Origin of the sequence: Sphingomonas sp. CFBP 13728 (genome assembly GCF_014841895.1) — a bacterium.
Lineage (GTDB): Bacteria > Pseudomonadota > Alphaproteobacteria > Sphingomonadales > Sphingomonadaceae > Sphingomonas.
In genome coordinates this window covers 386,704-410,356 of the sequence record NZ_JACYUS010000003.1, presented here as the reverse complement: position 1 = coordinate 410,356, position 23,653 = coordinate 386,704, and the positions used below count along the sequence as shown (strand labels likewise).

Genomic DNA, 23,653 nt, shown 5'->3' with positions numbered 1-23,653 from the left:
CAGCCTCAACTATTTCCGGCTTAGACGAACAGTCCGACGAGCCAGTACGTGCCGGCGCCGATCAGCCCCGCGGCGGGCAAAGTGAGCGTCCAGGCTACGACGATGTTGCTGGCGACGTTCCAGCGGACGGCGGACAACCTCCGCGCGGCGCCGACGCCGACGATCGAGCCGGTGATGGTGTGCGTCGACGATACGGGAATGCCCCAGAACGTCGCGGCGAACAGCGTGATCGCGCCGCCGGTCTCCGCGCAGAAGCCTTGTGCGGGGGTAAGGCGCGTGATCTTCGAGCCCATCGTGTGGACGATCCGCCAGCCACCTGACAGCGTGCCGAGCGCCATCGCCGCCTGGCAGGATAGGACGACCCAGAGCGGGACGTGGAACTCACCCCCGAGCAGACCCTGCGAATAGAGCAGGACGGCGATGATCCCCATCGTCTTCTGCGCGTCGTTGCCGCCGTGGCCGAGCGAATAGAGCGCGGCGGAGATCAGCTGGAGCTTGCGGAAACGCTTGTCGACGCCGAGCGGGGTGAGCTTTAGGCTCGTCCACGCAACGATGAGCACCAGCACGAGCGCGAGCATCAGGCCGATCGCGGGCGAGGCGAAGATCGCGAGCACGGTCTTGATGACGCCGCTCCAGACGATCGCGCCGAAGCCGATCTTGGCGATGCCGGCGCCCAGCAGCCCGCCGATCAGCGCGTGGCTGCTGCTCGACGGGATGCCGAGCACCCAGGTGATGACGTTCCACGCGATCGCGCCCATCAGCGCGGCGAAGATCACCTGCGCGTCGATGACGTGCGCCTGGACGATGCCGGTGCCGACGGTCTGCGCGACGTGGAGGCCGAAGACGGCGAACGCGATGAAGTTGAAGAAGGCTGCCCAGAGGACTGCGTATTGGGGTTTGAGGACACGCGTGGAGACGACCGTGGCGATCGAGTTCGCGGCGTCGTGGAGGCCGTTCAGGAAGTCGAACAGCAGCGCGATGCCGATAAGGCCGATGAGGAGCGGGAGGGAGAGGATCATGCGACTGCTGCCCTATCCGCTGCCGCTTCACCCCCCCGGCGAAGGCCGGGGTCCAATTGGAGAGGTCGCAATAACGGCGCCCGGTCCTTCGTTATTGCCGTCCCCCAATTGGGCCCCGGCCTTCGCCGGGGGGGAGCTCTGCGGGAGGTCGCGGGCTCAAGCGACACATCAAGCATGGTCGATGACCAGCCCCTGGATCTCGTTCGCGACGTCCTCGAAGCGGTCGACGATCTTTTCCAGGCTGCTGTAGATCTCGCGGTTGATGATGAACGTCATCGGATCCGCACTGATCTTCGAGGCCTGGAACAGCGCGCGCAGACCCGTATCGTGGATGTCGTCGGCATGGCCCTCGATCTGGATCAGCCGTGCGGTCAGGTCGTGCAACCGGCCTGCGTTGGTGCCGAGCGAGCGGAGCAGCGGGATCGCCTCCGCGGTGATCCGTGCGGCCTCGACGATGATGCCGGCCATGTCGCGCATCTCGGCCGAGAACTCGGTCACCTCGTACAGCGCGATCGCGTTGGCGGTGCCGTTCATCTGGTCGATCGCGTCGTCCATCACGCCGATCAGGTCGGTGATCGCGCTGCGGTCGAACGGCGTCACGAACACGCGGCGGACGTCTTGCAGGACCTCGCGCGTGATATCGTCGGCCTCGTGCTCGCGCTTGACGATCTCGGCGATCTGACCCTCGATCGAGCCTTCGCCGTGGAGTAGCCGTGCAAGCGCATCGGCGCCGGCGACCAGGGTCGCGGCATGCGCGTCGAACAGTTCGAAGAACCGTCCCTGCTTCGGCATCAGCGACTGGAACCAGCCCAGCATCGGAATTCTCCTTTTCGCGCTTCCGCGCACGACGGGTAAGATACGTTGCGCGAGCGACGCCGGGATTGGCGGCTCACGGAAAGCAGCGATCAGCGCCTTCAGGCCGGGCTCATTGACAGCCTCCGCCGCGCGATCAAGCGTAAACCAGCGGGTGTCGCGCTGATGACGTTCGGGCCAGTCGTCGACCTGCTCGACGAAAGCGAGCGGAAACACGGTGACGATCATGTCGCGGTAACGGCCGGTGCGACGGCGTTTTCGGTACGCGAATTGCCCGACAGGCGAGGGGCAGGGGATGCCGCGAATGCCGGCCTCCTCATAGGCCTCCTGCGCGGCGGCCTCGTGGCTCGCGAGACCTACGATGGGGTTGCCCTTGGGGATCACCCAGCGACCGGTATCGCGCGACGTGATCAGCATCACGCGCGCATGTCCGGCCTCGTCGATTACATAGGGAAGTGCGCCGATCTGCTCGATGGTCAGGGTCCTTGCGCCCGCAGAAACGCGGGGAAAACGACGAGCTTATACCCGGTTTTTACGCAAGGATAGCGGCGCAGCGGAGAGTTTTCGGACCGTTACCGCGGGGCCATTTCTGTCCCATTGCCGGACGCCGCCAGCTTAACCACTTTTGCCACTGGTCGAATTGGTAAACGCGACGTTAACGTTTGCATCATGACCAGACGCCTAGTCCTATCCAACGAAGCCGCCCGCCATCCGCTGCGCCGTTCGTTACCGCCGCCGGTGATCGCGAACACGAAGAACGACGACCAGGACGTGAAGCTGTTCCTGCTGAGCTTCGCGGCGTTTTTCACGTGCTTCTACAGCTTCATTTTCTGAGAGCGCCCGGCGTAATTCTCCCCTTGGCGGGGGAGCAGACTTAACCTCGAAGCGTCGGCAAGCACCCGATCGCGTCGTCGTCGCAGGCCCGGTGCAGCTTCTGCGCTAGCCATGCCGAGACGAGGCACATCGCCGCCACGAGGAACAGCATATCCTCCGGCGTCACGCCCATCGCGGTGATGCCGATGACGAGGATCGAGCCGACCGTCATCGCGCCCGAATTGACGACATTGTTCGCCGCTACGGTGCGCGCGGTCTGGTCCTTCTCGACGGTCGTCGTGAGGAACGCATAGAGCGGCACGACGAACATCCCGCCGGTGATCGCGATCGCCAGCAGCGTCGCCAGCACGGGGATCGCTCCGGGCTGATGGATGAAGCCGGCCCAATCGTAATAATGCCCCGGAGCCGCAGGCGTCCAGTTGCGCGCGAGGAACGAGAACAGCACGACGAAGCCGCCCATCGCGATCACCGACGCGGGCGAGAACTTCGCGGAAATTCGCCCGCGCAGCATCGAGTTGATCACCACCGATCCGATCGCGACCCCGACCGAGAACACCGCGATCACGAAGCTCGCGACTCGCTCGTCGGCGGTCAGCACGTTCTTGACCAGCGGCGGGAAGACGATGATCAGCACCGCGCCGATCGTCCAGAAGAAGCTGATCGCGACGATCGCCAGGAACAGCCGCGGGATGTGCAGCGTCGCGCTGATCAGCCGCCACGATGCGGTGAACGGGTTGTAGTCGAGCTTCAGCGGCGGGCCTTCGCGCGGTGCCGGCGGCACCTGGCGGCCGGAGAACCAGCCGATCACGGCAACGATCAAGACGCTGGCAGCCGCACCCTCGATCGGGATCCAGCCTGCCGTCACCGTGCCCAGCAGGATCGCGAGATACGTCCCGGCCTCCACGAGGCCCGTGCCGCCGAGCACGTCGCACGGTTTCAGGTGCTGCGGCAGGATCGCATATTTGATCGGCCCGAAGAACGTCGAGTGCACGCCGAGGCACAGCACGGCGCCGAGCATCAGCCCGATCCCCAGCGACGGGTGCCCTGCGCGTGCGACCATCAGCCCGGTCGCGCCGAGCAGCATGATGCCGATCTCGACCGTCTTCACGATCCGGATGATCCGCGCCTTGTCGTGACTGTCCGCCAATTGCCCGGCGAGCGCGGACAGCAGGAAGAACGGCAGGATGCCGAGTCCCGTCGCCAGCGCGTTGAAATTGGCCTCCATCTTCGGATCGTTGAAGACGGCATAGGTCGCGAACAGGACCATCGAGGTCTTGAACAGATTATCGTTGAACGCGCCGAGAAACTGCGTGGTGAACAGGGGCAGGAAGCGACGTTGCTTCAGCAACCCGAGGGCATTGAGCATGACGGGAAATAGCCCTGATCGTTGCAGTAATATGTCGAACCCTTAGCCGAGCGTCATCCGCACGCCAACGTTAAACCGGTTTCGCCTCGCGACCGACCGGTATAGAGGTAGTGGGTGCTGAGCTTGCCTAACCTCCTGACATTGTCGCGGATCGTCGCGGTACCCCTGCTGGTCTGGTTCCTGTGGTGGCCCGACTGGGAGGCTGGGTACGGCATCGCCTTCGTGCTGTATTGCCTGATGGGCATCACCGATTATTTCGACGGATACCTCGCGCGGTCGAGCGGCGCGGTGTCGCGATTGGGGATTTTTCTCGATCCGATCGCCGACAAGATTATGGTCGCCGCGGTGATCCTGATCCTGGTCGGCACGCGCGATATCGCCGGCATCCATGTTATCGCCGCGCTCGTGATCCTGCTGCGCGAGATCGCTGTGTCCGGCCTGCGCGAGTTTCTGGCGCAGGTGCAGGTTTCGGTGCCGGTGTCGCAGCTTGCCAAGTGGAAGACGACGCTGCAGCTTGTGTCGCTCGGCGGGATCATCCTTGGCGGGTCGGTGCCCGAGATGGTCTGGGTGCATACCGTCGGCATCGTCGCGCTGTGGGGTGCGGCCGTCCTTACGTTGCTGACTGGATGGGATTATCTCCGCGTCGGCCTGAAGCACATGGACTGATCATGACGATACGGATGGTGTATTTCGCCTGGGTGCGCGAGCGTATCGGCACGGGTGAAGAGTCGGTCGAACCGCCGGCGAGCGTCGTGACGGTGGCGGACCTGGTCGATTGGTTGGCCGAGACCAGCCCGGCGCATGCGGGGGCTTTCGAGAACCGATCGCGGTTGCGCGCGGCGATCGATCAGGATTTCGTGCCACTCGATACGCCGATCGGTCGCGCACAGGAGATCGCGATCTTCCCACCGGTGACCGGCGGATGATCCACATCTCGGTCCAGCAATCGCCGATCGATATCGCCGCGGAGATGACGCGCGCTGAGGCGGCAGGGGCGGGCGCGGTGGCGACGTTCACCGGGCTGGTGCGTGCTGACGACGGCGTGGGGACGCTCGAGCTCGAACATTATCCCGGTGCGACAGAGGCGGCGTTGCTCAATGTCGCCGAGGGCGCGATCGAGCGTTGGTCGCTGAGTGCCGCGATCATCGTGCACCGTGTCGGACCGATGCATCCGGGAGAGCGGATCGTGTTCGTTGCGGCGACGGCGGCACATCGTGGCGCCGCTCTGGAGGCCTGCGCGTACTTGATCGACCGGCTGAAGACCGACGCTCCGTTCTGGAAGCGCGAAACGCGTGGGGTCGAGGTTAGCTGGGTCGAAGCGCGGGATAACGATCACGCCGCCGCTGCTCGCTGGGATAAGTCGGGCTCTTAGCGAAGGTCCGATTTCCCGGCTTCGCGAGGAAACAAGAAGCGGGCCGCGACCTCACTGGAGATCGCGGCCCGCAATCATATTAGCCGAGCTTCGGGACGCTCATGCCATTGGTGAGATGAACGACGCCGTTCGTCTCCTTGATGTCCGCAGTGTCGACGAACGACTTGATCCCGGCGGTATCGGTCAGCGCGATGTTGCCGTTCGCCTCGAGCGATGCGACCAGCGGCTGGCCGGCAAGCGTGGTCAGCGTGGCCTTACCACCGCCTGCGGTGATTTGTGCCTTCAGCTGTTCCGCCGTGATCGCGCCTGCAACAACGTGATACTTGATGATCGTGGCGAGCGTCGGCGACGACTCGGGCTTGAGCAGCGTGTCGAGCGCACCGGCCGGCAGGCGAGTGAACGCTTCGTCGCTGGGCGCGAACAGCGTGTACGGGCCAGGGCCCGCAAGCGTCGTCTGCAACTTCGCGGCGGTCACCAGCTTGGCCAGTGTCGCGCGGTTCGGCAGCGTCGGCAGCGCAGCGGCGATCGTCGTGGTAGCGGCGGAGGCCGGCGCGGCTGGCACAGCGGTCGTGCCCGGCGTTGCTGGCGTGGTCGGGGCTGCGGTCTGCGGGGCGGTCGTCTGTGCGGTCGCACCGGTGGCGAGGAGCAGGCTTGATGCGGCTGCGATCATGAGGTTGGTCTTGACAGTCATCTGCGACTCCAGAGATTGTGAATGGGACTTGCGAAACTCGAACGGAAAGATTTGGGTAGTGCGTAAATCCGGCTCAATCATTTTGCAGACAAAGCGTCGCATCGCTGCGATGAACTGAGCCTGACGGCCTGCAAACTAGCTTAGTTTTGGCACGATCACGCCGTTTACGACGTGCACGACGCCGTTCGACTGACGCACATCTGCGGTCTCGACGTAACTCTTGTTACCGTTGACGTCGGTGAGCGCGATCACTGCGCCGACCAGCGTCGCGGTGATCGGATCGCCCTCGACCGTGGTCAAGGTCGCAGTGCCGCCACCAGCGGTGATCCGCTGGCGCAAATCGTCCGCGGTGATGACGCCCGGTACGACGTGATACGTCAAAACCTTGGTCAACGATGCCTTATTCTCGGGCTTCAACAGCGTGTCGACCATGCCCGGCGCGAGGCGTCCGAAGGCGTCGTTGGTCGGCGCGAATACCGTGAACGGGCCGGGGCCAGACAGCGTCCCGACGAGGCCGGCGGCCTTCACCGCGGCGACCAGCGTCGACAGGTTCGGTGCGGCCGACGCGTTGTCGACGATCGTCCGCGTCGCCATCATCGGCACGCCGCCGACGGTTGGATTGGCGACTGCGGGCGGGCCATTCGGCACGGCAAGCGCGGGATTGGCGGGCGTGGTCGACGCACTGGCCACGTCGTCCTTCGATTTGCTACTGCACGCAGCGAGCGCCAGTGCGCTCGTGATCAGCAGTAGCGGAAGCGTCTTCGACATCATCGGGTCTCCAGCGGGAACTCGCGAACCATACGATCGAACGCGGAGTTGGTTGCGCATCCGTGCCAATCCCGCGCCGAGCGGAGCCGGTTACTGAACGTCGGCCAGCGCCTTCGCCATCAACCGGAAGTCCTTCTCGCGCGGGCTCGCCCGGCGCCATACGAGCGCGATCTTGCGCACCGCGTTGATCTCGTCGAGCGGGCGGGCGGTGATGTTGGTGTTGTCGAGGATGCCGGCCTTCAGCGCCATCTCGGGTAGCATCGTGATGCCGAGCCCGTTGTCGACCATCTGCACGATCGTGTGCAACGACGTGCCGAGCATCGTCGCCTCCGCGCGCAACTCCGGCCGGTTGCACGCGCCGAGCGCATGATCCTTCAGGCAGTGTCCGTCCTCGAGCAACAGCAATCGCGTCTCGTCGATCGCCGAGGCCGGGATCGCAGGCAGCGCGGTCGGCTCTTCGCCAGACGGATAGGCGACGAACAGGCGATCCTCGAACAGCGTCTCCGACGTCACCTCGCCGCACGCATAGGGGAGGGCGAGCAGCACGCAGTCGGTGCGGCCGTTGTGCAGTCCCTCGCATGCCGGACCGCTGGGCTCCTCGCGCAGGAACAGCTTCAGGTCCGGATAGTCCTTCCGCAACCGAGGCAGTATCCTCGGCAGCATGAACGGCGCGATCGTTGGGATCACGCTCATCCGCATGTCGCCCGAAAGCGGCTGGCCGGCGGCACGCGCCATGTCGCCCAGTTCCTCCGCCTCGCGCAGCACGCGCCGCGCCTTGTCGGCGATCCCGTCGCCCAGCGGCGTGAACCGCACGACTCGACGGGTCCGCTCGACCAGCACCACGCCGATCAGCGTTTCGAGCTCGCGCAGGCCCGCCGACAGCGTCGATTGCGTCACGAAACACGCCTCCGCGGCACGTCCGAAATGGCCGTGGTCCTTCAGCGCAACAAGATATTGCAACTGTTTCAACGTAGGTAGGTAGGTCGCAGCCATTAATCGCCTCTATCGATCATCAGATGATAAATAGAGCGTTGGATCGATTACACCAGCCCCCATATACCGCATTGCACAACGACCGAGCGGGACAACCGCTGCCTTTGAGGATGCTTGGAGCCAAGTTTATTTCCAGGAGGCTTCCATCATGTTGACCATCGGCGACCAGTTCCCATTGATGACCATTCCCGTCCAGCAGGGCACCGCAGCGCTGCCCGCCGGCGAGACGCTCGACCTGACGACGGCATATCCCGGCAAGTGGAAGGTGCTGTTCTACTGGCCGAAGGACTTCACGTTCGTGTGCCCGACCGAGATCGTCGGCTACAGCGACATCCGCGGCGATTTCGAGGACCGCGACGCCGTGCTGATCGGCGCGTCGACCGACACCGCGCACGTCCACCTCGCCTGGCGCAAGTCGGACGCGGACCTTGCCGCCGCGGACTTCCCGTGGCTGGCGGATAACGGCGCAAAGCTCGCCGACGCGCTCGGCATCGTCGACAAGAACGAGCATGTCGCGTTCCGTGCGACCTTCATCATCGATCCCGACAACGTCATCCAGGCGGTCCAGGTCAACGGCCTGAACGTCGGCCGCAACCCCGCCGAGACGCTCCGCGTGCTCGACGCGCTGCAGACCGACGAGCTCTGCCCGTGCAACTGGAACAAGGGCGACGACGTCCTCCAGCTCGCTGCGTAACTGAAACTCCCCTCCCGTTCACGGGAGGGGTTGGGGGAGGGCGTGTCCATACGGGCCGCCCTCTCTTTTTGTCTCCAGTCCCTCCCCCGACCCCTCCCGCAGGCGGAAGGGGAGCAGAAGGAAGTAAGATATGTCGCTCAAGGAATTCGCCGGGACACTCCCGGACTACGCCAAGGACATCCGCCTCAACGTCGGCTCGCTGCTGAACGAGACACATCTCACCGACCAGCGCAAATACGGCCTGCTGCTGACCTGCGCACACGGCTCGGGCTACAAGCCGCTGGTCGAAGCCGCCGAGGCCGAATGCGCGCCGAAGCTCTCGCCCGAGGCCGCGAACGCAGCGCGTGCGGCGGCTGCGGTGATGGCGATGAACAACGTCTATTACCGGTTCACGCACCTTGCCGGCAACCAGGAATACCGCAACATGCCCGCCAAGCTGCGGATGAACGTGATCGGCCAGCCCGGCATCGACAAGGTCGATTTCGAGCTGTTCAGCCTTGCCGTGTCGGCGATGAACGGCTGCGGCATGTGCATCGACAGCCACGAGCAGATTTTGAAGAAGGCCGGCGTTACGGCGGAGGCGATCCAGACGTCGGTGCGGATCGGCGCGGTGATGGCCGCGGTCGCGACGGTCCACGCGACGCTGTGACCTTCTGTCCCCCTCCCGCTTGCGGGAGCGGTTAGGGGAGGGGCTGGCCTCAAGCACGGCGTCATATTTGGCACGCCCTCCCCCGCCCCCTCCCGTAAGCGGGAGGGGAGTTTGGTCAGTGCCAGATCGCGCGGTACAGGCCGAAGAGGCTCGTGATCGTCAGGATCACGCCGACGAGCACCATCAGCGTCTTCGCCGGAACGCGCTTCGCCAGCATCGCCCCGAACGGGGCGGCCATGACGCCGCCAATCAGCAGACCTACGGTCGCCTGCGTGAACGCCGCCCAGCCAAGCTGGGTAATGAACGTCGCCGAGATCGTCGCGGTCAGGAAGAACTCGGCCGTGTTCACCGTCCCGATCGTGGTCCGTGGGCTTGCGCCCTGCACCAGCAGGTTCGACGTCACCACCGGCCCCCAGCCGCCACCGCCCGCGGCATCGAGAAACCCGCCGACCAGCCCGAGCGGCTCGACGATCTTCGGCTCTTTCTGCTTCGGCGGATAGCGCAGCCCGCGGTACAGCAGATACACGCCGATCGACGTCAGATACGTGAGGATGAACGGTTTCGCCGTGCTCGCGTCGATGTTAGACAGCACGTACGCGCCCAGCACGCCGCCGATGACGCCCGGGATCATCAACCGCAGAAACAGCGTCCAGTTGACGTTCTTGTGCAGCACATGGCTGATGCCCGACACCGCGGTCGTGAAGGTCTCGACGGTATGCACGCCCGCCGACGCCGCGGCCGGTGGCACGCCGACCCACAGCAGCAGAGTGTTCGAAATCACCCCGAACGCCATCCCCAGCGCGCCATCGACGATCTGCGCGGCGAACCCGACCAGGATGAACGGCAACAGCGTCTCGAAGCTCAAGGTCGTCAGGTCGAACATCGGCATCCCCTCAATATCGCGCGCAGAGTGCAACGCGCGGGCTTATCCCACAACAAAGATAGGCTTTACCCCGATCCTGACGGGGTGAGGCGCCCATGCGCGCGGTTCTAGAAATCGGTCGTTCGATACCCTAGATACGGAAATCGCGAAGGGGACTGCGGATGTCGAGCGGATTACTGGCCTATCTGGATTCGATCCGCGCCCGCGATCCCGCCCCGCATTCGCGCGCCGAAATCATGCTGTACCCGGGCGTCTGGGCGCTCGGCTATCACCGCATCGCGCACCGCCTGTACAAGGCGAAACTCTATTTCCTCGCGCGCTGCGTCAACCACTGGTCGCGCTTCACGACCGCGATCGACATCCATCCGGGCGCGACGATCGGCCGCAATTTCTTCATCGACCACGGCTTCGTCGTGATCGGCGAGACCGCGGAGATCGGCGACGACGTGACGATCTACCAGTGCGTCACGCTCGGTGGCACCAGCCCCGACAACGGCGTGCAGGGCAAGCGCCATCCGACCATCTCCGACGGCGCGATCATCGGCTCGGGCGCGCAGGTGCTCGGCCCGATCACCCTCGGCAAGCGCTCGCGCGTTGGCGCCAACGCGGTCGTCACGCGCGACGTGCCTGCGGGCACGACGGTCGTCGGTATTCCTGCGCGCGCGACGACGATCGAGGGCGGCAACGCACCCGAGGTGCCGCGCTTCGTGCCTTACGGGACGCCGTGCAGCGAGATGTTCGATCCCGCGACGCAGAAGATGGAGATCATGCGTTGCGAGCTGGAGACGATGCGCAAGCGGCTCGACGCGCTGCTCGCCGACGAGCATCCAGAGGACCGCCGCGACCGCGCATGATGGTGGATAACTGATGGGCGTCGTCCCTTTCCCCACACCGTCGAAGGCGACGCAGGTTGGCTTCGAACGCCTTGAGCTGAACCGGATCCTCGATCTCTACGGCCGGATGGTCGCAGCGGGCCACTGGCGCGACTATGCGATCGATCTCGGCAAGGACGCCGCGGTCTTCGCCGCCTTCCGCCGCGCCGCGGAACGGCCGGAGTTCCGGATCGAAAAACGCCCGTCGCTGCGCAACAAGCAGGGGATGTGGGCGCTGATTGGCGAGGCCGGCGCGGTGGTGAAGCGCGGCCATGAACTCGGGCCGGTGCTGGCCCCAGTCGAGCGACGGTTCATGAAACTGGTCGAGGACTAGGCGAGAATTCCTGATCCTCCCCCGCAAGGGGGAGGTGGCAGGCGCTTGCCTGACGGAGGGGGAGGAAAGGGAAACTTCTGTTCCATGTCCTCCCCCTCCGTCACCTTCGGCGACACCTCCCCCTGGCGGGGGAGGATTGAAACGGTCACACCAGCACCGGCGCCGTCGCCCGGTCCGCTTCGCCGAACACCCGCAGATATCGCGCGATCTCCGCAGGTTCACCGGTCGCCTTGGCCGGATTATCCGACAGCTTCACCGCCGGCCGCCCGTTCGCCTCGATCACCTTGCAGACCAGCGAGATCGGCTCCAGCGCTGCCGCGCCGTCGGGATCGCAGCCGCGGAAGTCGTTGGTGAGGTTCGTCCCCCAGCCAAAGCTCATCCGTACCCGCCCGTGGAAGTGCCGATAGGTCTGCTCGATCGTGTCGATGTCCATCCCGTCGGAGAAGATCAGCAGCTTGGTCTTGGGATCGACGCCCTGTTCCTCCCACCAGCGGATGATCTGCTCGCCGCCCGCGATCGGCGGCGCGCTGTCGGGGCGGAATCCGGTCCACTCCGCCAGCCAGTGCGGCGCGTTGCGCAGGAACGCGGTCGTCCCGAACGCATCGGGGAGAGCGATCAGCAAATTGCCGTTATAATGTTGCCGCCAATGCTCGAGCACGCGGTACGGCGCCTCGGCAAGCTCGGCGTCGCTGTTGGCCAGCGCGGCGGTCACCATCGGCAGTTCGTGCGCGTTCGTCCCGATCGCCTCCAGGTCGGCGTCCATCGCCAGCAGCACGTTCGAGGTACCGATGAACCGGTCGCCGAGCCCTTCCTTCAGCGCCTCAACACACCAGCGCTGCCACAGGAACCCGTGCCGCCGCCGCGTGCCGAAGTCCGACAGCACCAGGTCGGGCAGTTCGCGCAACCGCTCGACCTTCTCCCACAGCTTTGCCTTGGCGCGTGCGTAGACGATGTCGAGCGCGAACCGGCCGCGATCGCGCAGGGCCGCGCGCGACTTCAGCTCGTTGATGATCGTCAACGCGGGGATTTCCCACATCGTCGTGTGGGTCCACGGGCCCTCGAAATGCAGTTCATATTGGCCGTCGACCTTGCGCAAATCGTACGCCGGCAGCTGGAACTCCGCGAGCCACGCCAGGAACTCGGGGCCGAACATCTTCTGCTTGCCATAGAAGCTGTTGCCCGCCAGCCAGATCAGCTCCTTCTTCGCGAACCGCAGCGTCCGCGCGTGATCGAGCTGCGCGCGCAGTTCGGCCTCGTCGACGATCTCCGCCAGCCGCACCGTCTTGGTCCGGTTGATCAGCGCGAAGGTGGCGTTGACGTCGGGATAGGCCTGCCGGATCATCTGCAGCATCAACAGCTTGTAGAAATCGGTATCGAGCAGGCTGCGCACGATCGGATCGAGCCGGAAATTGTGATTGTACGTCCGGGTGGCGATATCGGTCACGGCCATGCGCGTGGGCTCCTGCGTTGTTGTGGTGCGGGTGTCCGAGAAGACGCGTTTGTGTCAAGCAGCGGGCAAAGGAGACGGGCGATGGCGCGGTTCGTGGTCGTGGTGGATACGCAGTGGGATTTCATGGCGGGCGACGGCGCGTTGAGCGTGGCGGGAGCCGACGCACTGGTCGCACCGATGCAGGCGTGGATGTCGGGTCTCAGTCCGAGTGATGTTACAGGCGTGCTGTTCACCTTCGATACGCATTTCCGCGAAACCTATGCCGCCTCGCCCGAAGCACAGATGTTCCCGATCCACTGTGTCCGCGGCACGCGAGGGTGGGCCAACATGCTCGACGTCGTGCAGGTCGACCCGTCGATCCCGGCGTGGCGGATCGAGAAGGGCGTGTTCGACATGTGGGCCGAGCCAGGGCTGGCAATCGAAGACGCGCGCGACGCGAGCAAGCCGACGATCCTGCGCGAAGACTTCTTCACCGCGCTGGCCGCGAACGGCGTCACCGACGTCACGGTGATCGGCGTCGCGGCGGATTACTGCGTCCGCTGGGCCGTCGACGGACTGATCGCTCGCGGCTTCGCCGTAACCCTGCCGGCAGGACTGACGCGCGGGATCGAACGGCAGATCGACGTCGTTGCAGCGGAAGATTTCGCGGGAAAGGCGCTCGTCGTCTGACCTGACGGATCGCTGGAAAAACGATCCTCACCTTGGCGGGGAGGATCGGCGAGCGCCTACGCCATCGCCGCGAGCAACCGCCCGACATCCACCGTCGCGAACGACGCGAAATTGTCCGCCACGCCGAACGGCAGCAGCAACGTCCGATCATGCACGATCCCGCCGCAACTATAGACGACGTTGGGCACATACCCGTCGCGTTCCTTCGGGCTGGGCACGATCAGCGGGTGCGTCATGCGGGCGAGCAGTCTGGTCGGATCGGCCTTGTCGAGCAGGCACGCGCCGATGCAGTAGTTGCGGACGCTGCCGACGCCGTGCGTCAGCACCAGCCAGCCCTCGTCGATCTCGATCGGTGAGCCGCAATTGCCCATCTGGATGAACTCCCACGGCCATTTCGGCTCGACGACCCTAGTGCCGCCGTCCCAGGTTAGCAGGTCGTCCGAGGTGATGAACCAGATGTTCTCGTTGTCCTGCCGCCCGAGCATCGCATAGCGCCCGTCGATCTTGCGCGGGAACAACGCCATGCCCTTGGTCGCGGCGACCGCGCCACGCATCGGCTGCATCTCGAACGTCTTAAAATCCTCGCCGCGCAAAAGTTCGCACCGCGCTTCCGAGCCGCTGAACGCGGTATAGGTGCCGAGATACTGCACCTCGCCGGCGTCCTCGAAGCGAACGAGGCGGAGATCCTCGATCCCCTGGCGCTGGCTCGGCAGGATCGGGAAAAGCACCGTCTCGGAGAGTTCGTGACTGGCGCCGCATTGCAGTCGCGTTGGGCCGCCATCGGTCGCGCCCTGGTCGTTCGGTTCGATCCGCGGCGGCACCGCGGTCTGGCTGGCGGGGTCGACCGAAAAGCCGTCGTTCGGCGACCAGCGTCCGGTCCTGAACGTGACCGACGAGACATGGCCTTCGCCGATCCCGCGTAGCGACAGGATGAAGCGCAGCCCGCCCTCGGGCGCGCCGCTCTGATCGGGATGCAGGACCATGCTCGGATTGAACAACGCGGCGGCCTCGAACGAATATTCCTCGCTGAGATAGGCACCGATCAGCAGTTGCTGGTCGCGATCGATCGGGCGTGGGTCGTTCACCACGGCCATCACGACGCCGAAGCGGTGCAGCAACAGATCGTCGACATCGCGGTGGCGTTCGTCGAGCGACACCATCACGCGCTCGCGCTCCGCGGAAAGCTCGTCTGCGGTGAGCGACAGGACGCGGTCGATCACGCGGATCGCGCGCGGATGGCCGTCGACCTTGAACGCGCCGGGATATTCGACGTTGAACGGCCGGATCACGGTGCGCGACGGATCGGGGCGCAACTGGATATCGGAAAACGAGACGAGATCGGGTTCGGCCATGGTCGGCTCCAATGACGCGCGCAGGAGCGCGGTGCTTGCGCGGCAGTGAACGCCGAAACCGCTGCGATGGCTACATGAAAACGGCGTCACTGATATGCGCTGCGTCGGTGCTGCAACCTTGCCGAAACACTGCGGAAAACATCGCCCGCCAGACGATGGCCTCGATCGATCGGAGGGGGCAGCGTGCAGACGTCATCATCACCGCAACCATTGGCGGCGGCAGGCTGCGCGCTTGGCCGTCACATGCCGCGGTCACGGCACCGCGACATCAAGGGCGAGCCGATCCAGCGCTCTGCCTGTCGGTGCTGCGGCGCGGCGATCCTGAAGTCGGCGGTCAGTCGCCGATGGATCGTCTCGGGACTGCTGGGCTGAGCCGGCGACCGTGTTCACGAAAGGGAAGACCTGATGAAGAAGACGATATTGGCGGGGCCGCTGATGGCCTTGGGGGTGTTGGCTGCAACACCCGCGGCGCTCGCACAGCATGGCGGGGAACGTGGCCCTCCACCGGCAGCGATCGCCAAGATGCAGGCGCAGGAGGCCGACGACATCGCGCTTCTGCTCGGGCTGCGCGCGCCGCAACGTCCGGCGCTGGCTGCGTTCCTGCAGTCGATGGCGCCCCCTCCGCGTCCCGAGCATGGTCGGTCAACGGAGCCCGGAACGGACACGGCGCCACCAGCCGACGGATTTGCGCAGCATCTCGACCGGATGACGCAGGACGCCGCGCGGCGTTCGGCAAAGGATACGCAGCGTATCGCTGCGGCACGTACGTTCTACGCGGCGCTCGATGCGGGCCAGCGCCGGTCGTTCGAAGCGTTGATGCGGTTGCGGCATGGGCCAGGGCGGGGACCGGGGCCGCACGGGCCGATGCACGACGGCGATGGCCCTCCACCGCCGATGGGCGGCATGTCACCGCGCCCCTGACGAATCAGGGTTCGGAGCGTGGTGGCGGCGGGGCGGGCGGTTCGTCCGAACCGTTCCGCCACGTCTCGGCACCCGCGCGGGGCAACTCGCCGCGGGTCAGCGCGCCATCGTGGTTTCGGTCGAGCGCGGCGAACCGCGTGGTTGCGGCTTTCGCGAACTCTGCTGGATCGATGCCGCGGTTCAGGTTGACGTCGGCGGCGATGACCGGCTCCGGCAGTTCGAAGAATCCGAAGCGCGCCGCACCGAGCCGTTCGTGGACCGCAGCGGTGGTCTTCTTGTCGCCATCGCCGAAATGCATGCCCTGGCCGCCGCCTCCGCCCCCGCCGCTACCACCTCCGCGGTTCCCCCCGCCCGGTCCGCCGCCGCCCGGTCCGCCACGGCTGCGCCCACGGCCTTCGGGCGACCCGCCCCGTCCGCTCGACGTCACGCGGATCTCGGGAACCAGCACGTTTTCGTAGAAGGCGATGTCGTCGGGATCGATCTCGCCGTCCTTGCCCCGGTCGAGCACCGCGAAGAACCGCGTGGCATCGCGCTGGAACTCGGCCAGCGTGACGCGGCCGTCGCCATCAGCGTCGGCACCCGCGAACCATAGGTCCTGCGCCGCACCCGGTCGTTGCGACGCGCGAAACGGCTCGCCCATCGGACTGATGAAAAGCTGGCCTCTGCCGTGTTCCGGGCCACCCCCACGGCGCGGTCGGTGCGATCGCGATGTATCCGCGGCGCACCCGGCCAGCGTGGCGGCAAGGCCGATCAAAAGGACGATACGCATGCAGACTCCTCGGTTCCTCGACCGCGGTCTGACACTGCGATCGTTGCCGCTAGATTTCAGGCCGTTTCACACCGGCAGCGTTACCTGCGCGATCAGGCCTCCCTCGGGCCGGTTCGCGATCGTCGCGTCGCCACCATGGCCGCGAGCGACCGCACGGACACTCGCCAGGCCGAGCCCGCTGCCGCCGGTGTCGCGGTTGCGCGATTGTTCGGCGCGGAAGAACGGCTCGAACGCGCGCTCCAGATCGGCCTGCGCCATTCCCGGACCGGAATCGGAAACCTCGACGATCGCGACTCCACCTTCGCGCCGCAGCCGCACGTCGGCGTGGCCGGCGTATTTGACGGCATTGCCGACGAGGTTCGCCAGCAGCGCCTTCAGCGACGGCGCATCGCCTTCGAGCGCCAGCGCGTCGCCCGGATGCAGCACGACCGCGTCGCCGCGGTCGGCGAAATCGTCCGTGACGCTCTCCGCCAGCGAGCGAAGGTCGAGCTTCTGGCGGCGGACATGGCGGGTCATGTCGCGAACGAACGCCATCGCCGAGCCGATCCGCTGGTTCATTTCCTGAATGTCGCCTTCGCTCGATGCGCGGATATCGTCGGGCGCCTTTTCGAGCCGCAGCGACAACCGCATCAACGGCGTGCGCAGGTCATGCGCGACCGCCGCGATCAGCGTCGTCCGATCCTCGACATACCGGTTCAGCCGCTCCTGCATCAGGTTGAACGCGCTGGCGGCCTCGGCGATTTCAGGTGGCCCCGCGACCGGCAGCGGATCGGTCCGCGGATCGCGACCGAGCCGTTCGGCGGCGGCGGCGAACAGCTTGATCGGCTTGGCGACTCGTCGTGCGAGCGCCCAAGCGATCGGCGCTGCGACCGCCATCGCGACCAGGAACCACAGGATGATCCGCATCCGCCAAGGGCCGATCATGTTGTGGCTCGGCTGGATCACGCGCCACCGGCCGTCCGGTGTTTCGATCGAGACGACGAAGGGGCCGAACAACGCGGTATCGAACGATGGCGGATGATGCCGCGGTCCCATGCCCATCGCCATCGGCGGGCGAAACGCGCCGGCGAACATCGGCATCGCCGAGCGCTCGGTTTCCACGGTCACCTTCGTCCGGGGGAGGCCGAGGTCGCCAGCGATCGACGCGGCGATGCGGCGGTCGCGTGGATTGTCAGTCTGGCGTGGTGGTCCGTTCGATATCTCGCTCTTGAGCAACCCGGTAGGATCACGCCCCGCCCGTGCGACGGCGGCGACGCGATTGGCGGTGAAGATCGCCGGCGTCGGTGGCGGCATCATCAGCAGGATCGCGAAGTTGAGGATCTGCACCAGCAGCACCGTTCCGAGCATCAGCGCGAAGATGCGAAGAAACAGCGGCCATGAACGCTGAACGCTGCTCCTCACTGGCGCACCACGCGCGGAACGAAGAAATAGCCTTCGTTGCGGATCGTCCGGATGATCTCGTCCCCGCGCGACCTGAGCTTGCGGCGCAAGCGGCTGACCTGGACATCGATCGCGCGATCGAATGCTTCGGTGTCGGGCCCACGTGCCGCCTCCAGCAGCGCGTCACGCGCCAGCACGCGGCGTGGTCGCTCGACAAAGGCGCGCAGCACCGCGAACTCGCCATCGGTCAGGTCGATAAGCACGCCCTCGGGATCGAACAGTTCGTGCGCGGCGAAATCGACCCGCCAGCCGAGAAAACCGAACGCGCGGCTTTCGCCCGCATCCTGCATCTCGCGGGCGCGCAATGCGGCACGGACGGTCGCCAGGATTTCACGCGGACTGCACGGCTTGGACAGGTAATGGCTCGCCCCGATCTCCAGCCCCAGGATCCGATCGGGTTCGTCGCCGAGCGCGCTCAGCATCACGACGGGCGGCGCGCCCGCTCGCGCCAGTCGACGGCAGGCCGACAGGCCGTCCTCGCCCGGCATCATCACGTCGAGCAGGATCAGCGACACCGGGCACCGCGCCAGCACGCCGTCCATTTCGGCGGCATTCGTCGCGGTCTCGACCTGATAGCCGTGCATGCCGAGGCTCTGCGCCAGCAGCGTGCGGATCATGTGATCGTCGTCGACGACCAGCAGCACGGGTTTCGTCGAATCGAGGGCGGAACGTGGAGTCATCGGGCGTTCCTGGGGCATGAGTGTGTTCGGCATGTTTCAGCATCGGCGGCGGCGGTGATTTCCGAAGCGGGACAAGCCATTAGACGATCCGCCGGGCTGCGACGAAATCGATGAACGCACGAAGCGGCGCCGGCAGATATCGCCGACCGGGATAATAGAGGAACGGGCCGGAAAAGCGCTGCCACCATGGCTCGATCACGGGTACCAGGGCGCCGCTGTCGAGATGCGGTCGCAGCCAATCCTCGAAGAGGTGGATGATGCCGGTCCCCGCGATCGCGGCGTCGACCGCGAGATCGGTCGCTGCGCCGATGCGGACGATCAACGGGCCGGTCGTCGCGACCTTGACGACCTCGCCGTCGCGCTCGAACTCCCAATCGTCCATCGCGCCGCTGGCGAACTGACCGCGAATACAGGCATGATCGAGCAGGTCGCGGGGATGCGAAGGCGTGCCGCGGCGCGCGAGATAGCCGGGCGACGCAGCGGTCGCGAAACGCTGTTCTCGCGGTCCGATCGGCACCGCGATCATGTCCTGTTCCAGCCGTTCGTCGTACCGGATTCCCGCATCGCATCCGGCTGCGAGCATGTCGACGAAGCCGTCCTCCGCAATCACGTGTAACTCGATGTCGGGATAGGCCGCGAGGAACGCGGGCACGATGCTGGGCAGGACCAGCCGCGCGGCGCTGACCGGCACGTTCAGCCGCAGCGGTCCGGACGGCGAATCGCGATAGCCGTTGACCACGTCGAGCGCCGCCTCGACCTCGGCCAGCGCCGGCCCGAGCCGATCGAGCAGCCGCGCACCCGCTTCGGTCGGCGCGACGCTTCGCGTGGTCCGGTTGAGCAACCGTACGCCGAACTTCGCTTCGAGCCGCCTGACCGCTTCGCTCAGCCCGGATGCGCTTCCGCCACTGGCACGCGCACCCTCGCGAAAACCGCCCGCGCGGGCGACCGTGACGAATGCGTTCAGATCGCCGATGTCCGCTGCCATTGTGCGTCCTTCCGAACGGCCTGTGCCGATAATGCCCTGTTATCCCAAAATAGCGTCGGGTCCATATTGCGGTCACACAATGGAGGACACGACCATGACGCAGTTCGACACAGAGATTGCCGTAGCCGGCACCGCTAGATTGGGCGATCGTAGCGTGAAGCGGATCGGCTATGGCGCGATGCAGCTCGCAGGGCCGGGCGTATTCGGTCCGCCGAAGGATCACGACGCGGCACTCGCGGTTCTGCGTGCGGCGGTGGCGGGCGGCGTGAACCATATCGATACGAGCGATTTCTATGGCCCGCACGTCACCAATCGCCTAATCCGCGAGGCGCTGCACCCGTATTCCGACGACCTCGTAATCGTCACCAAGATCGGCGCGCGGCGCGGGCCGGAAGGGTCATGGGACCTCGCTACATCGGCGGCGGAGCTGACCAGCGCGGTTCATGACAATCTGCGCAACCTCGGACTGGAGACGCTCGACGTCGTCAACCTGCGGATCATGTTCGACGTGCACGGACCCGCCGAGGGCTCGATCGCCGAGCCGCTCGCTACACTTGTCGATCTCCAGCGACAGGGTCTGGTCCGCCATATCGGGCTCAGCAACGTTACGCCGACGCAGGTCGCGGAAGGGCGGTCGATGGCGACGATCGCCTGCGTGCAGAACCAGTATAACCTCGCGCACCGCGACGACGATGCGCTGATCGACGATCTGGCGGAGGCGGGGATCGCGTACGTCCCGTTCTTCCCGCTCGGTGGGTTCTCGCCGTTGCAGTCGACCGCGTTGTCGGACGTCGCGCGGAACCTGGACGCGACGCCGATGCAGGTCGCGCTCGCCTGGCTGTTGCAGCGGTCGCCGAACATCCTGCTGATCCCCGGCACGTCGTCGGTCGGTCATCTGCACGAGAATTTGGCGGCGGGGGAGATCGTGTTGCCGGCCGACGCGATCGCGACACTCGATCGCATCGGGAAGGACGCCGCTAGCGAGTAAGCATTTCCGTCCGGGCGGCGGACGGCTAACGGCAGCGTCATGGCCAAGAAACGCTACCTCACCGCGACGCTGCCCGACGGTTATGTGAAGACGATCGGCCCTACGTCGACGCCTTTCACGCATTACTGGCGGATCGTCGCGGTGCTGGCCAACGGCAAGACCGAGATATTCTGGGGCCACACCAAGTCGCTGGTCGAGGCGAAGAAGAAGCGTAACGCACTCGCCGAGGCCGCGGCGCAACGCGGATGGCAGCGCTACGACTTCGAGTTCGTCGAGCTGGTGGCCTCCGACGGCTGATACCGCCCGCCGTTCAGGCAGGCGGTAGCGCCTTCACCAGGTCGAGCACCTGCGTCGCCAGTTCCATCCGACAGATCAGCAGGTCGGGCAGATACGGATCGGCGCAATTATAGACGAGCGGCGATCCGTCGACGCGGCTGACGTGCAGCCCTGCCGCCTGCGCGACCGCGATCGGTGCGCAATTGTCCCACTCATACTGCCCGCCGGTGTGGAGGTAGATGTCCGCCTGGCCGCGGACCACGGCCATCGCCTTCGCGCCCGCCGAGCCCATAGGCACAAGCGTCGCCCCCAACGTCTCGGCGACCGCGACCGCCTCGCGCGCCGGACGGCTGCGGCTGACCAGCATGCGGAGCGGATCGCCCGCGGGTTCCAACGGCTTCGGCGAACCCGAGGTCAGCGTCATCCCGAGCCCGGGCAGCGCCACGGCGCCCACGATCGCGACGCCGTCGATGGCAAGCGCGACGTGCACCGCCCAGTCGGTCCGCCCTTCGCCATATTCGCGCGTGCCGTCGAGCGGATCGACGATCCACGCGCGGCGCACCGAACAGCGATCGCCGGTGTCCTTCTCTTCCTCGGACAGGATCGCGTCGTCGGGCCGCGCCGCGCGCAGCATCCGCATGAGGAAGGTGTTGGCCTGTTCGTCGCCCGCCTTGCCGAGGTCCTTGCCGGTCAGCCCGCTGCTTTTCTGCAACGCGAGCAATATCTCGCCCGCCTCGGTGGCGAGGCGTTCGGCGAGACGGACGTCGCTTTCGACCACTGTGTTACGATCGGCGCTCACTTGAGCGGCATGATCTGGCGGACGATGAACGCGGCCGCATCGACCGGCGTCATCTCGACCGTGTTGACGCGAATCTCTGCGTTGAGCGGCGCCTCGTAGGGGCTGTCGATCCCGGTAAAGTTCTTCAAATCGCCCGCCCGTGCTTTCTTGTAGAGACCCTTCACGTCGCGACCTTCCGCCACATCGAGCGGCGTGTCGACGAAGATCTCGATGAATTCGCCCGCCGGCAGCATCGCGCGCACCATGTCGCGCTCGGCACGGAACGGCGAGATGAACGCGGTGAGCACGATCAGCCCGGCGTCCGCCATCAGCTTGGCGACCTCGCCGACGCGGCGGATATTCTCGATCCGGTCGGCCTCGGTGAAGCCAAGATCCTTGTTCAGCCCGTGGCGGATGTTGTCGCCGTCGAGCAGGAAGGTGTGCCGGTTCATCAGGTTGAGCTGCTTCTCGACTTCGTTGGCGATCGTCGACTTGCCCGCGCCCGACAGCCCGGTGAACCACAGCACCGCCTGTTTCTGGTTCTTCAGCCCGGCATGCGCCTCGCGGCCGATATCGGTTGCCTGCCAGTGGACGTTCTGCGAGCGGCGCAGGCTGAAATGGACCATCCCCGCGGCGACGGTAGCGTTGGTGATCTTGTCGATCAGGATGAACCCGCCGAGCACCTTGTTCGGCGCCGCTCCCTCGTGCGCATAGGCCTCGAACACGATCGCGCGATCGGTGGTGATCTCCGCGACGCCGATCGCGTTCAGCTCCAGCGTTTTGGTCGCGAGCCGCTCCATCGTGTTGACGTTGACCTGGTATTTCGGCTCGCGAACGGTGGCGGACACCATCTGCGTGCCGAGCTTCAGCCAGTACGAGCGACCTACGATCAGCGGCTCGTCGTCCATCCAGACGATCGTCGTCTCGAACTGATCCGCGGTTTCGGGCGGTGCGTCCGATGCGGCGATGACGTTGCCGCGCGAGCAGTCGATCTCGTCGGCGAACGACAAGGTGACGGACTGCCCCGCGACCGCCTCGTCGAGGTCGCCGTCGAGCGTCGTGATCCGGCTGATCGTCGAGGTCTTGCCACCGGGCAGCACACGGATCGCGTCGCCGGGCTTGACCGTGCCAGCCGCGATCTGGCCCGAGAAACCGCGGAAATCGAGGTTGGGGCGGTTGACCCACTGCACGCTCATCCGGAACGGCTTGGCCTGGTCGTCGTCGACATCGACATCGACGGCTTCGAGGTGTTCCATCAACGTCGGGCCGGAATACCAGGGCATGGTTTCGGACCTGAGGGAGATGTTGTCGCCCTTGAACCCCGAGATCGGCATCGGCGTGAACGTGGTGATCCCGATGCTCTTCGCGAACGCCGAATACTCCCCGACGATCTCGTCGTAGCGCGCCTGATCGTAGCCGATCAGGTCCATTTTGTTGACCGCGAGCACGAGGTTCCGGATGCCGATCAGGTGCGCCAGATAGCTGTGGCGCTTGGTCTGCGTGAGCACGCCCTTGCGCGCATCGACCAGGATCACGGCCAGATCGGCGGTCGACGCGCCGGTCACCATGTTGCGGGTATATTGTTCGTGGCCGGGCGTATCCGCGACGATGAACTTGCGCTTTTCGGTCGAGAAGAAGCGATAGGCGACGTCGATCGTGATGCCCTGTTCGCGCTCGGCGGCGAGCCCGTCGACCAGCAGCGCGAAGTCGATCTCGCCACCTTGCGTGCCGACGCGCTTGCTGTCTGCTTCGAGCGCCGCAAGTTGGTCCTCGAAGATCATCTTGGAATCATAAAGCAGCCGGCCGATCAGCGTCGACTTGCCGTCGTCGACCGACCCACAGGTGATGAAGCGCAGCATCGTCTTGTTGCGATGCTGGTCGAGATACGCGTCGATATCCTCGGCGATCAACGCGTCGGTCTGGTAGGCGGAGGTTTGCGGGATTGTAACGGCGTCGGACATCAGAGAACTCCGTCATTCCAGCGAAAGCTGGAATCTCTTGCGGTCGTGAGCGTGCCCTCGCGGCACGAGATCCCAGCGTTCGCTGGGATGACGGAC

General features: G+C 65.7%; 28 protein-coding genes. 13 read left to right on the top strand and 15 right to left on the bottom strand.

Going from position 1 to position 23,653, the window contains the following annotated elements:
- Positions 1–20: 20 nt before the first annotated feature.
- Together IFT67_RS14820 and IFT67_RS14815 are read right to left on the bottom strand one after the other, a co-directional pair.
- On the bottom strand, positions 21–1,019 hold the full coding sequence (locus IFT67_RS14820; RefSeq protein WP_056057726.1) for an inorganic phosphate transporter: 999 nt from the start codon (positions 1,017–1,019) through the stop codon (positions 21–23).
- Between the two features lie 168 nt (positions 1,020–1,187).
- On the bottom strand, positions 1,188–2,306 hold the full coding sequence (locus tag IFT67_RS14815) for a DUF47 family protein (RefSeq protein WP_192239157.1): 1,119 nt from the start codon (positions 2,304–2,306) through the stop codon (positions 1,188–1,190).
- A 195-nt stretch (positions 2,307–2,501) separates the two neighbouring features.
- On the opposite strand from IFT67_RS14815, the gene IFT67_RS14810 reads away from it, so the two are divergent.
- The gene (locus tag IFT67_RS14810) at positions 2,502–2,666 is read left to right on the top strand and encodes a hypothetical protein (RefSeq protein WP_192238964.1); all 165 of its coding nucleotides are present in this window, start codon (positions 2,502–2,504) and stop codon (positions 2,664–2,666) included.
- Between the two features lie 40 nt (positions 2,667–2,706).
- On the opposite strand, the gene IFT67_RS14805 is transcribed toward IFT67_RS14810, so the two are convergent.
- Entirely contained in the window at positions 2,707–4,032 is a 1,326-nt protein-coding gene (locus IFT67_RS14805) for an MFS transporter (protein ID WP_192238963.1), read from the bottom strand.
- Between the two features lie 114 nt (positions 4,033–4,146).
- On the opposite strand from IFT67_RS14805, the gene pgsA reads away from it, so the two are divergent.
- Genes pgsA through IFT67_RS14790 form a run of 3 tightly spaced genes read left to right on the top strand, consistent with a single transcriptional unit; the run spans position 4,147 to position 5,404 of the window.
- The gene (pgsA, locus tag IFT67_RS14800; protein ID WP_056489286.1) at positions 4,147–4,698 is read left to right on the top strand and encodes a CDP-diacylglycerol--glycerol-3-phosphate 3-phosphatidyltransferase; all 552 of its coding nucleotides are present in this window, start codon (positions 4,147–4,149) and stop codon (positions 4,696–4,698) included.
- A 2-nt stretch (positions 4,699–4,700) separates the two neighbouring features.
- Complete coding sequence (gene moaD / locus IFT67_RS14795; protein WP_056489288.1) at positions 4,701–4,958, top strand: molybdopterin converting factor subunit 1; 258 nt, start codon at positions 4,701–4,703, stop codon at positions 4,956–4,958.
- Positions 4,955–5,404, top strand: a complete 450-nt coding sequence (locus IFT67_RS14790) for a molybdenum cofactor biosynthesis protein MoaE (RefSeq protein ID WP_192238962.1) — start codon at positions 4,955–4,957, stop codon at positions 5,402–5,404. Before moaD ends, IFT67_RS14790 begins: the two co-directional genes overlap by 4 nt.
- A gap of 79 nt (positions 5,405–5,483) precedes the next feature.
- Here IFT67_RS14790 and IFT67_RS14785 read toward each other — a convergent pair whose 3' ends face one another.
- The 3 genes from IFT67_RS14785 to IFT67_RS14775 form a co-directional block, all read right to left on the bottom strand.
- On the bottom strand, positions 5,484–6,095 hold the full coding sequence (locus IFT67_RS14785; RefSeq protein WP_192238961.1) for a fasciclin domain-containing protein: 612 nt from the start codon (positions 6,093–6,095) through the stop codon (positions 5,484–5,486).
- 135 nt (positions 6,096–6,230) lie between these two features.
- Positions 6,231–6,863, bottom strand: a complete 633-nt coding sequence (locus IFT67_RS14780) for a fasciclin domain-containing protein (RefSeq protein WP_192239156.1) — start codon at positions 6,861–6,863, stop codon at positions 6,231–6,233.
- 90 nt (positions 6,864–6,953) lie between these two features.
- Positions 6,954–7,856, bottom strand: a complete 903-nt coding sequence (locus IFT67_RS14775) for a hydrogen peroxide-inducible genes activator (protein ID WP_060526661.1) — start codon at positions 7,854–7,856, stop codon at positions 6,954–6,956.
- A gap of 148 nt (positions 7,857–8,004) precedes the next feature.
- Here IFT67_RS14775 and IFT67_RS14770 point away from each other — a divergent pair, with 148 nt between their 5' ends.
- Positions 8,005–8,550 (top strand): peroxiredoxin, encoded by a 546-nt coding sequence (locus IFT67_RS14770; RefSeq protein WP_192238960.1) that lies wholly within the window; start codon positions 8,005–8,007, stop codon positions 8,548–8,550.
- A 130-nt stretch (positions 8,551–8,680) separates the two neighbouring features.
- A complete protein-coding gene (gene ahpD / locus IFT67_RS14765) occupies positions 8,681–9,199 on the top strand; it encodes an alkylhydroperoxidase, AhpD family (RefSeq protein WP_056057750.1) in 519 nt (172 codons plus the stop codon).
- Between the two features lie 115 nt (positions 9,200–9,314).
- On the opposite strand, the gene IFT67_RS14760 is transcribed toward ahpD, so the two are convergent.
- Complete coding sequence (locus IFT67_RS14760) at positions 9,315–10,082, bottom strand: sulfite exporter TauE/SafE family protein (RefSeq protein WP_446740820.1); 768 nt, start codon at positions 10,080–10,082, stop codon at positions 9,315–9,317.
- A 161-nt stretch (positions 10,083–10,243) separates the two neighbouring features.
- Here IFT67_RS14760 and epsC point away from each other — a divergent pair, with 161 nt between their 5' ends.
- Positions 10,244–10,936 (top strand): serine O-acetyltransferase EpsC, encoded by a 693-nt coding sequence (gene epsC / locus IFT67_RS14755; RefSeq protein WP_056057758.1) that lies wholly within the window; start codon positions 10,244–10,246, stop codon positions 10,934–10,936.
- A 13-nt stretch (positions 10,937–10,949) separates the two neighbouring features.
- On the top strand, positions 10,950–11,288 hold the full coding sequence (locus IFT67_RS14750; protein ID WP_056051400.1) for a DUF2794 domain-containing protein: 339 nt from the start codon (positions 10,950–10,952) through the stop codon (positions 11,286–11,288).
- A 145-nt stretch (positions 11,289–11,433) separates the two neighbouring features.
- Here IFT67_RS14750 and pncB read toward each other — a convergent pair whose 3' ends face one another.
- Positions 11,434–12,738 (bottom strand): nicotinate phosphoribosyltransferase, encoded by a 1,305-nt coding sequence (gene pncB, locus IFT67_RS14745; protein ID WP_192238958.1) that lies wholly within the window; start codon positions 12,736–12,738, stop codon positions 11,434–11,436.
- A gap of 81 nt (positions 12,739–12,819) precedes the next feature.
- Between pncB and IFT67_RS14740 the strand changes: the two genes are divergently transcribed.
- Positions 12,820–13,407 (top strand): isochorismatase family protein, encoded by a 588-nt coding sequence (locus IFT67_RS14740; RefSeq protein WP_192238957.1) that lies wholly within the window; start codon positions 12,820–12,822, stop codon positions 13,405–13,407.
- A 56-nt stretch (positions 13,408–13,463) separates the two neighbouring features.
- Here the strand turns inward: IFT67_RS14740 and IFT67_RS14735 are convergent, their stop codons facing one another.
- Positions 13,464–14,759: a glycoside hydrolase family 130 protein gene (locus IFT67_RS14735; RefSeq protein WP_192238956.1), complete on the bottom strand. Its 1,296-nt coding sequence runs from the start codon at positions 14,757–14,759 to the stop codon at positions 13,464–13,466.
- A gap of 183 nt (positions 14,760–14,942) precedes the next feature.
- Between IFT67_RS14735 and IFT67_RS14730 the strand changes: the two genes are divergently transcribed.
- Together IFT67_RS14730 and IFT67_RS14725 are read left to right on the top strand one after the other, a co-directional pair.
- On the top strand, positions 14,943–15,131 hold the full coding sequence (locus tag IFT67_RS14730; RefSeq protein ID WP_192238955.1) for a hypothetical protein: 189 nt from the start codon (positions 14,943–14,945) through the stop codon (positions 15,129–15,131).
- Positions 15,132–15,164: 33 nt separating this feature from the next.
- Positions 15,165–15,680 carry a Spy/CpxP family protein refolding chaperone gene (locus IFT67_RS14725; RefSeq protein ID WP_192238954.1) on the top strand — a complete coding sequence of 172 codons (516 nt, stop codon included), beginning with the start codon at positions 15,165–15,167 and terminating at the stop codon, positions 15,678–15,680.
- A 4-nt stretch (positions 15,681–15,684) separates the two neighbouring features.
- On the opposite strand, the gene IFT67_RS14720 is transcribed toward IFT67_RS14725, so the two are convergent.
- From IFT67_RS14720 to IFT67_RS14705, 4 genes are all read right to left on the bottom strand, one after another.
- Positions 15,685–16,449, bottom strand: a complete 765-nt coding sequence (locus IFT67_RS14720) for an EF-hand domain-containing protein (protein ID WP_192238953.1) — start codon at positions 16,447–16,449, stop codon at positions 15,685–15,687.
- Between the two features lie 66 nt (positions 16,450–16,515).
- Positions 16,516–17,796: a sensor histidine kinase gene (locus IFT67_RS14715; RefSeq protein WP_192239155.1), complete on the bottom strand. Its 1,281-nt coding sequence runs from the start codon at positions 17,794–17,796 to the stop codon at positions 16,516–16,518.
- Between the two features lie 50 nt (positions 17,797–17,846).
- On the bottom strand, positions 17,847–18,569 hold the full coding sequence (locus IFT67_RS14710) for a response regulator (protein ID WP_192238952.1): 723 nt from the start codon (positions 18,567–18,569) through the stop codon (positions 17,847–17,849).
- A 79-nt stretch (positions 18,570–18,648) separates the two neighbouring features.
- On the bottom strand, positions 18,649–19,554 hold the full coding sequence (locus tag IFT67_RS14705; protein ID WP_192238951.1) for a LysR family transcriptional regulator: 906 nt from the start codon (positions 19,552–19,554) through the stop codon (positions 18,649–18,651).
- A gap of 94 nt (positions 19,555–19,648) precedes the next feature.
- On the opposite strand from IFT67_RS14705, the gene IFT67_RS14700 reads away from it, so the two are divergent.
- Positions 19,649–20,542 carry an aldo/keto reductase family oxidoreductase gene (locus IFT67_RS14700; protein WP_192238950.1) on the top strand — a complete coding sequence of 298 codons (894 nt, stop codon included), beginning with the start codon at positions 19,649–19,651 and terminating at the stop codon, positions 20,540–20,542.
- 39 nt (positions 20,543–20,581) lie between these two features.
- Positions 20,582–20,839, top strand: coding sequence for a hypothetical protein (locus tag IFT67_RS14695; protein WP_107953897.1), 258 nt, complete (start codon positions 20,582–20,584; stop codon positions 20,837–20,839).
- A gap of 13 nt (positions 20,840–20,852) precedes the next feature.
- Here IFT67_RS14695 and IFT67_RS14690 read toward each other — a convergent pair whose 3' ends face one another.
- Positions 20,853–21,596 carry an inositol monophosphatase family protein gene (locus IFT67_RS14690; RefSeq protein WP_192238949.1) on the bottom strand — a complete coding sequence of 248 codons (744 nt, stop codon included), beginning with the start codon at positions 21,594–21,596 and terminating at the stop codon, positions 20,853–20,855.
- 17 nt (positions 21,597–21,613) lie between these two features.
- Positions 21,614–23,557, bottom strand: coding sequence for a sulfate adenylyltransferase subunit CysN (gene cysN, locus IFT67_RS14685; protein WP_192238948.1), 1,944 nt, complete (start codon positions 23,555–23,557; stop codon positions 21,614–21,616).
- Positions 23,558–23,653: the final 96 nt, after the last annotated feature.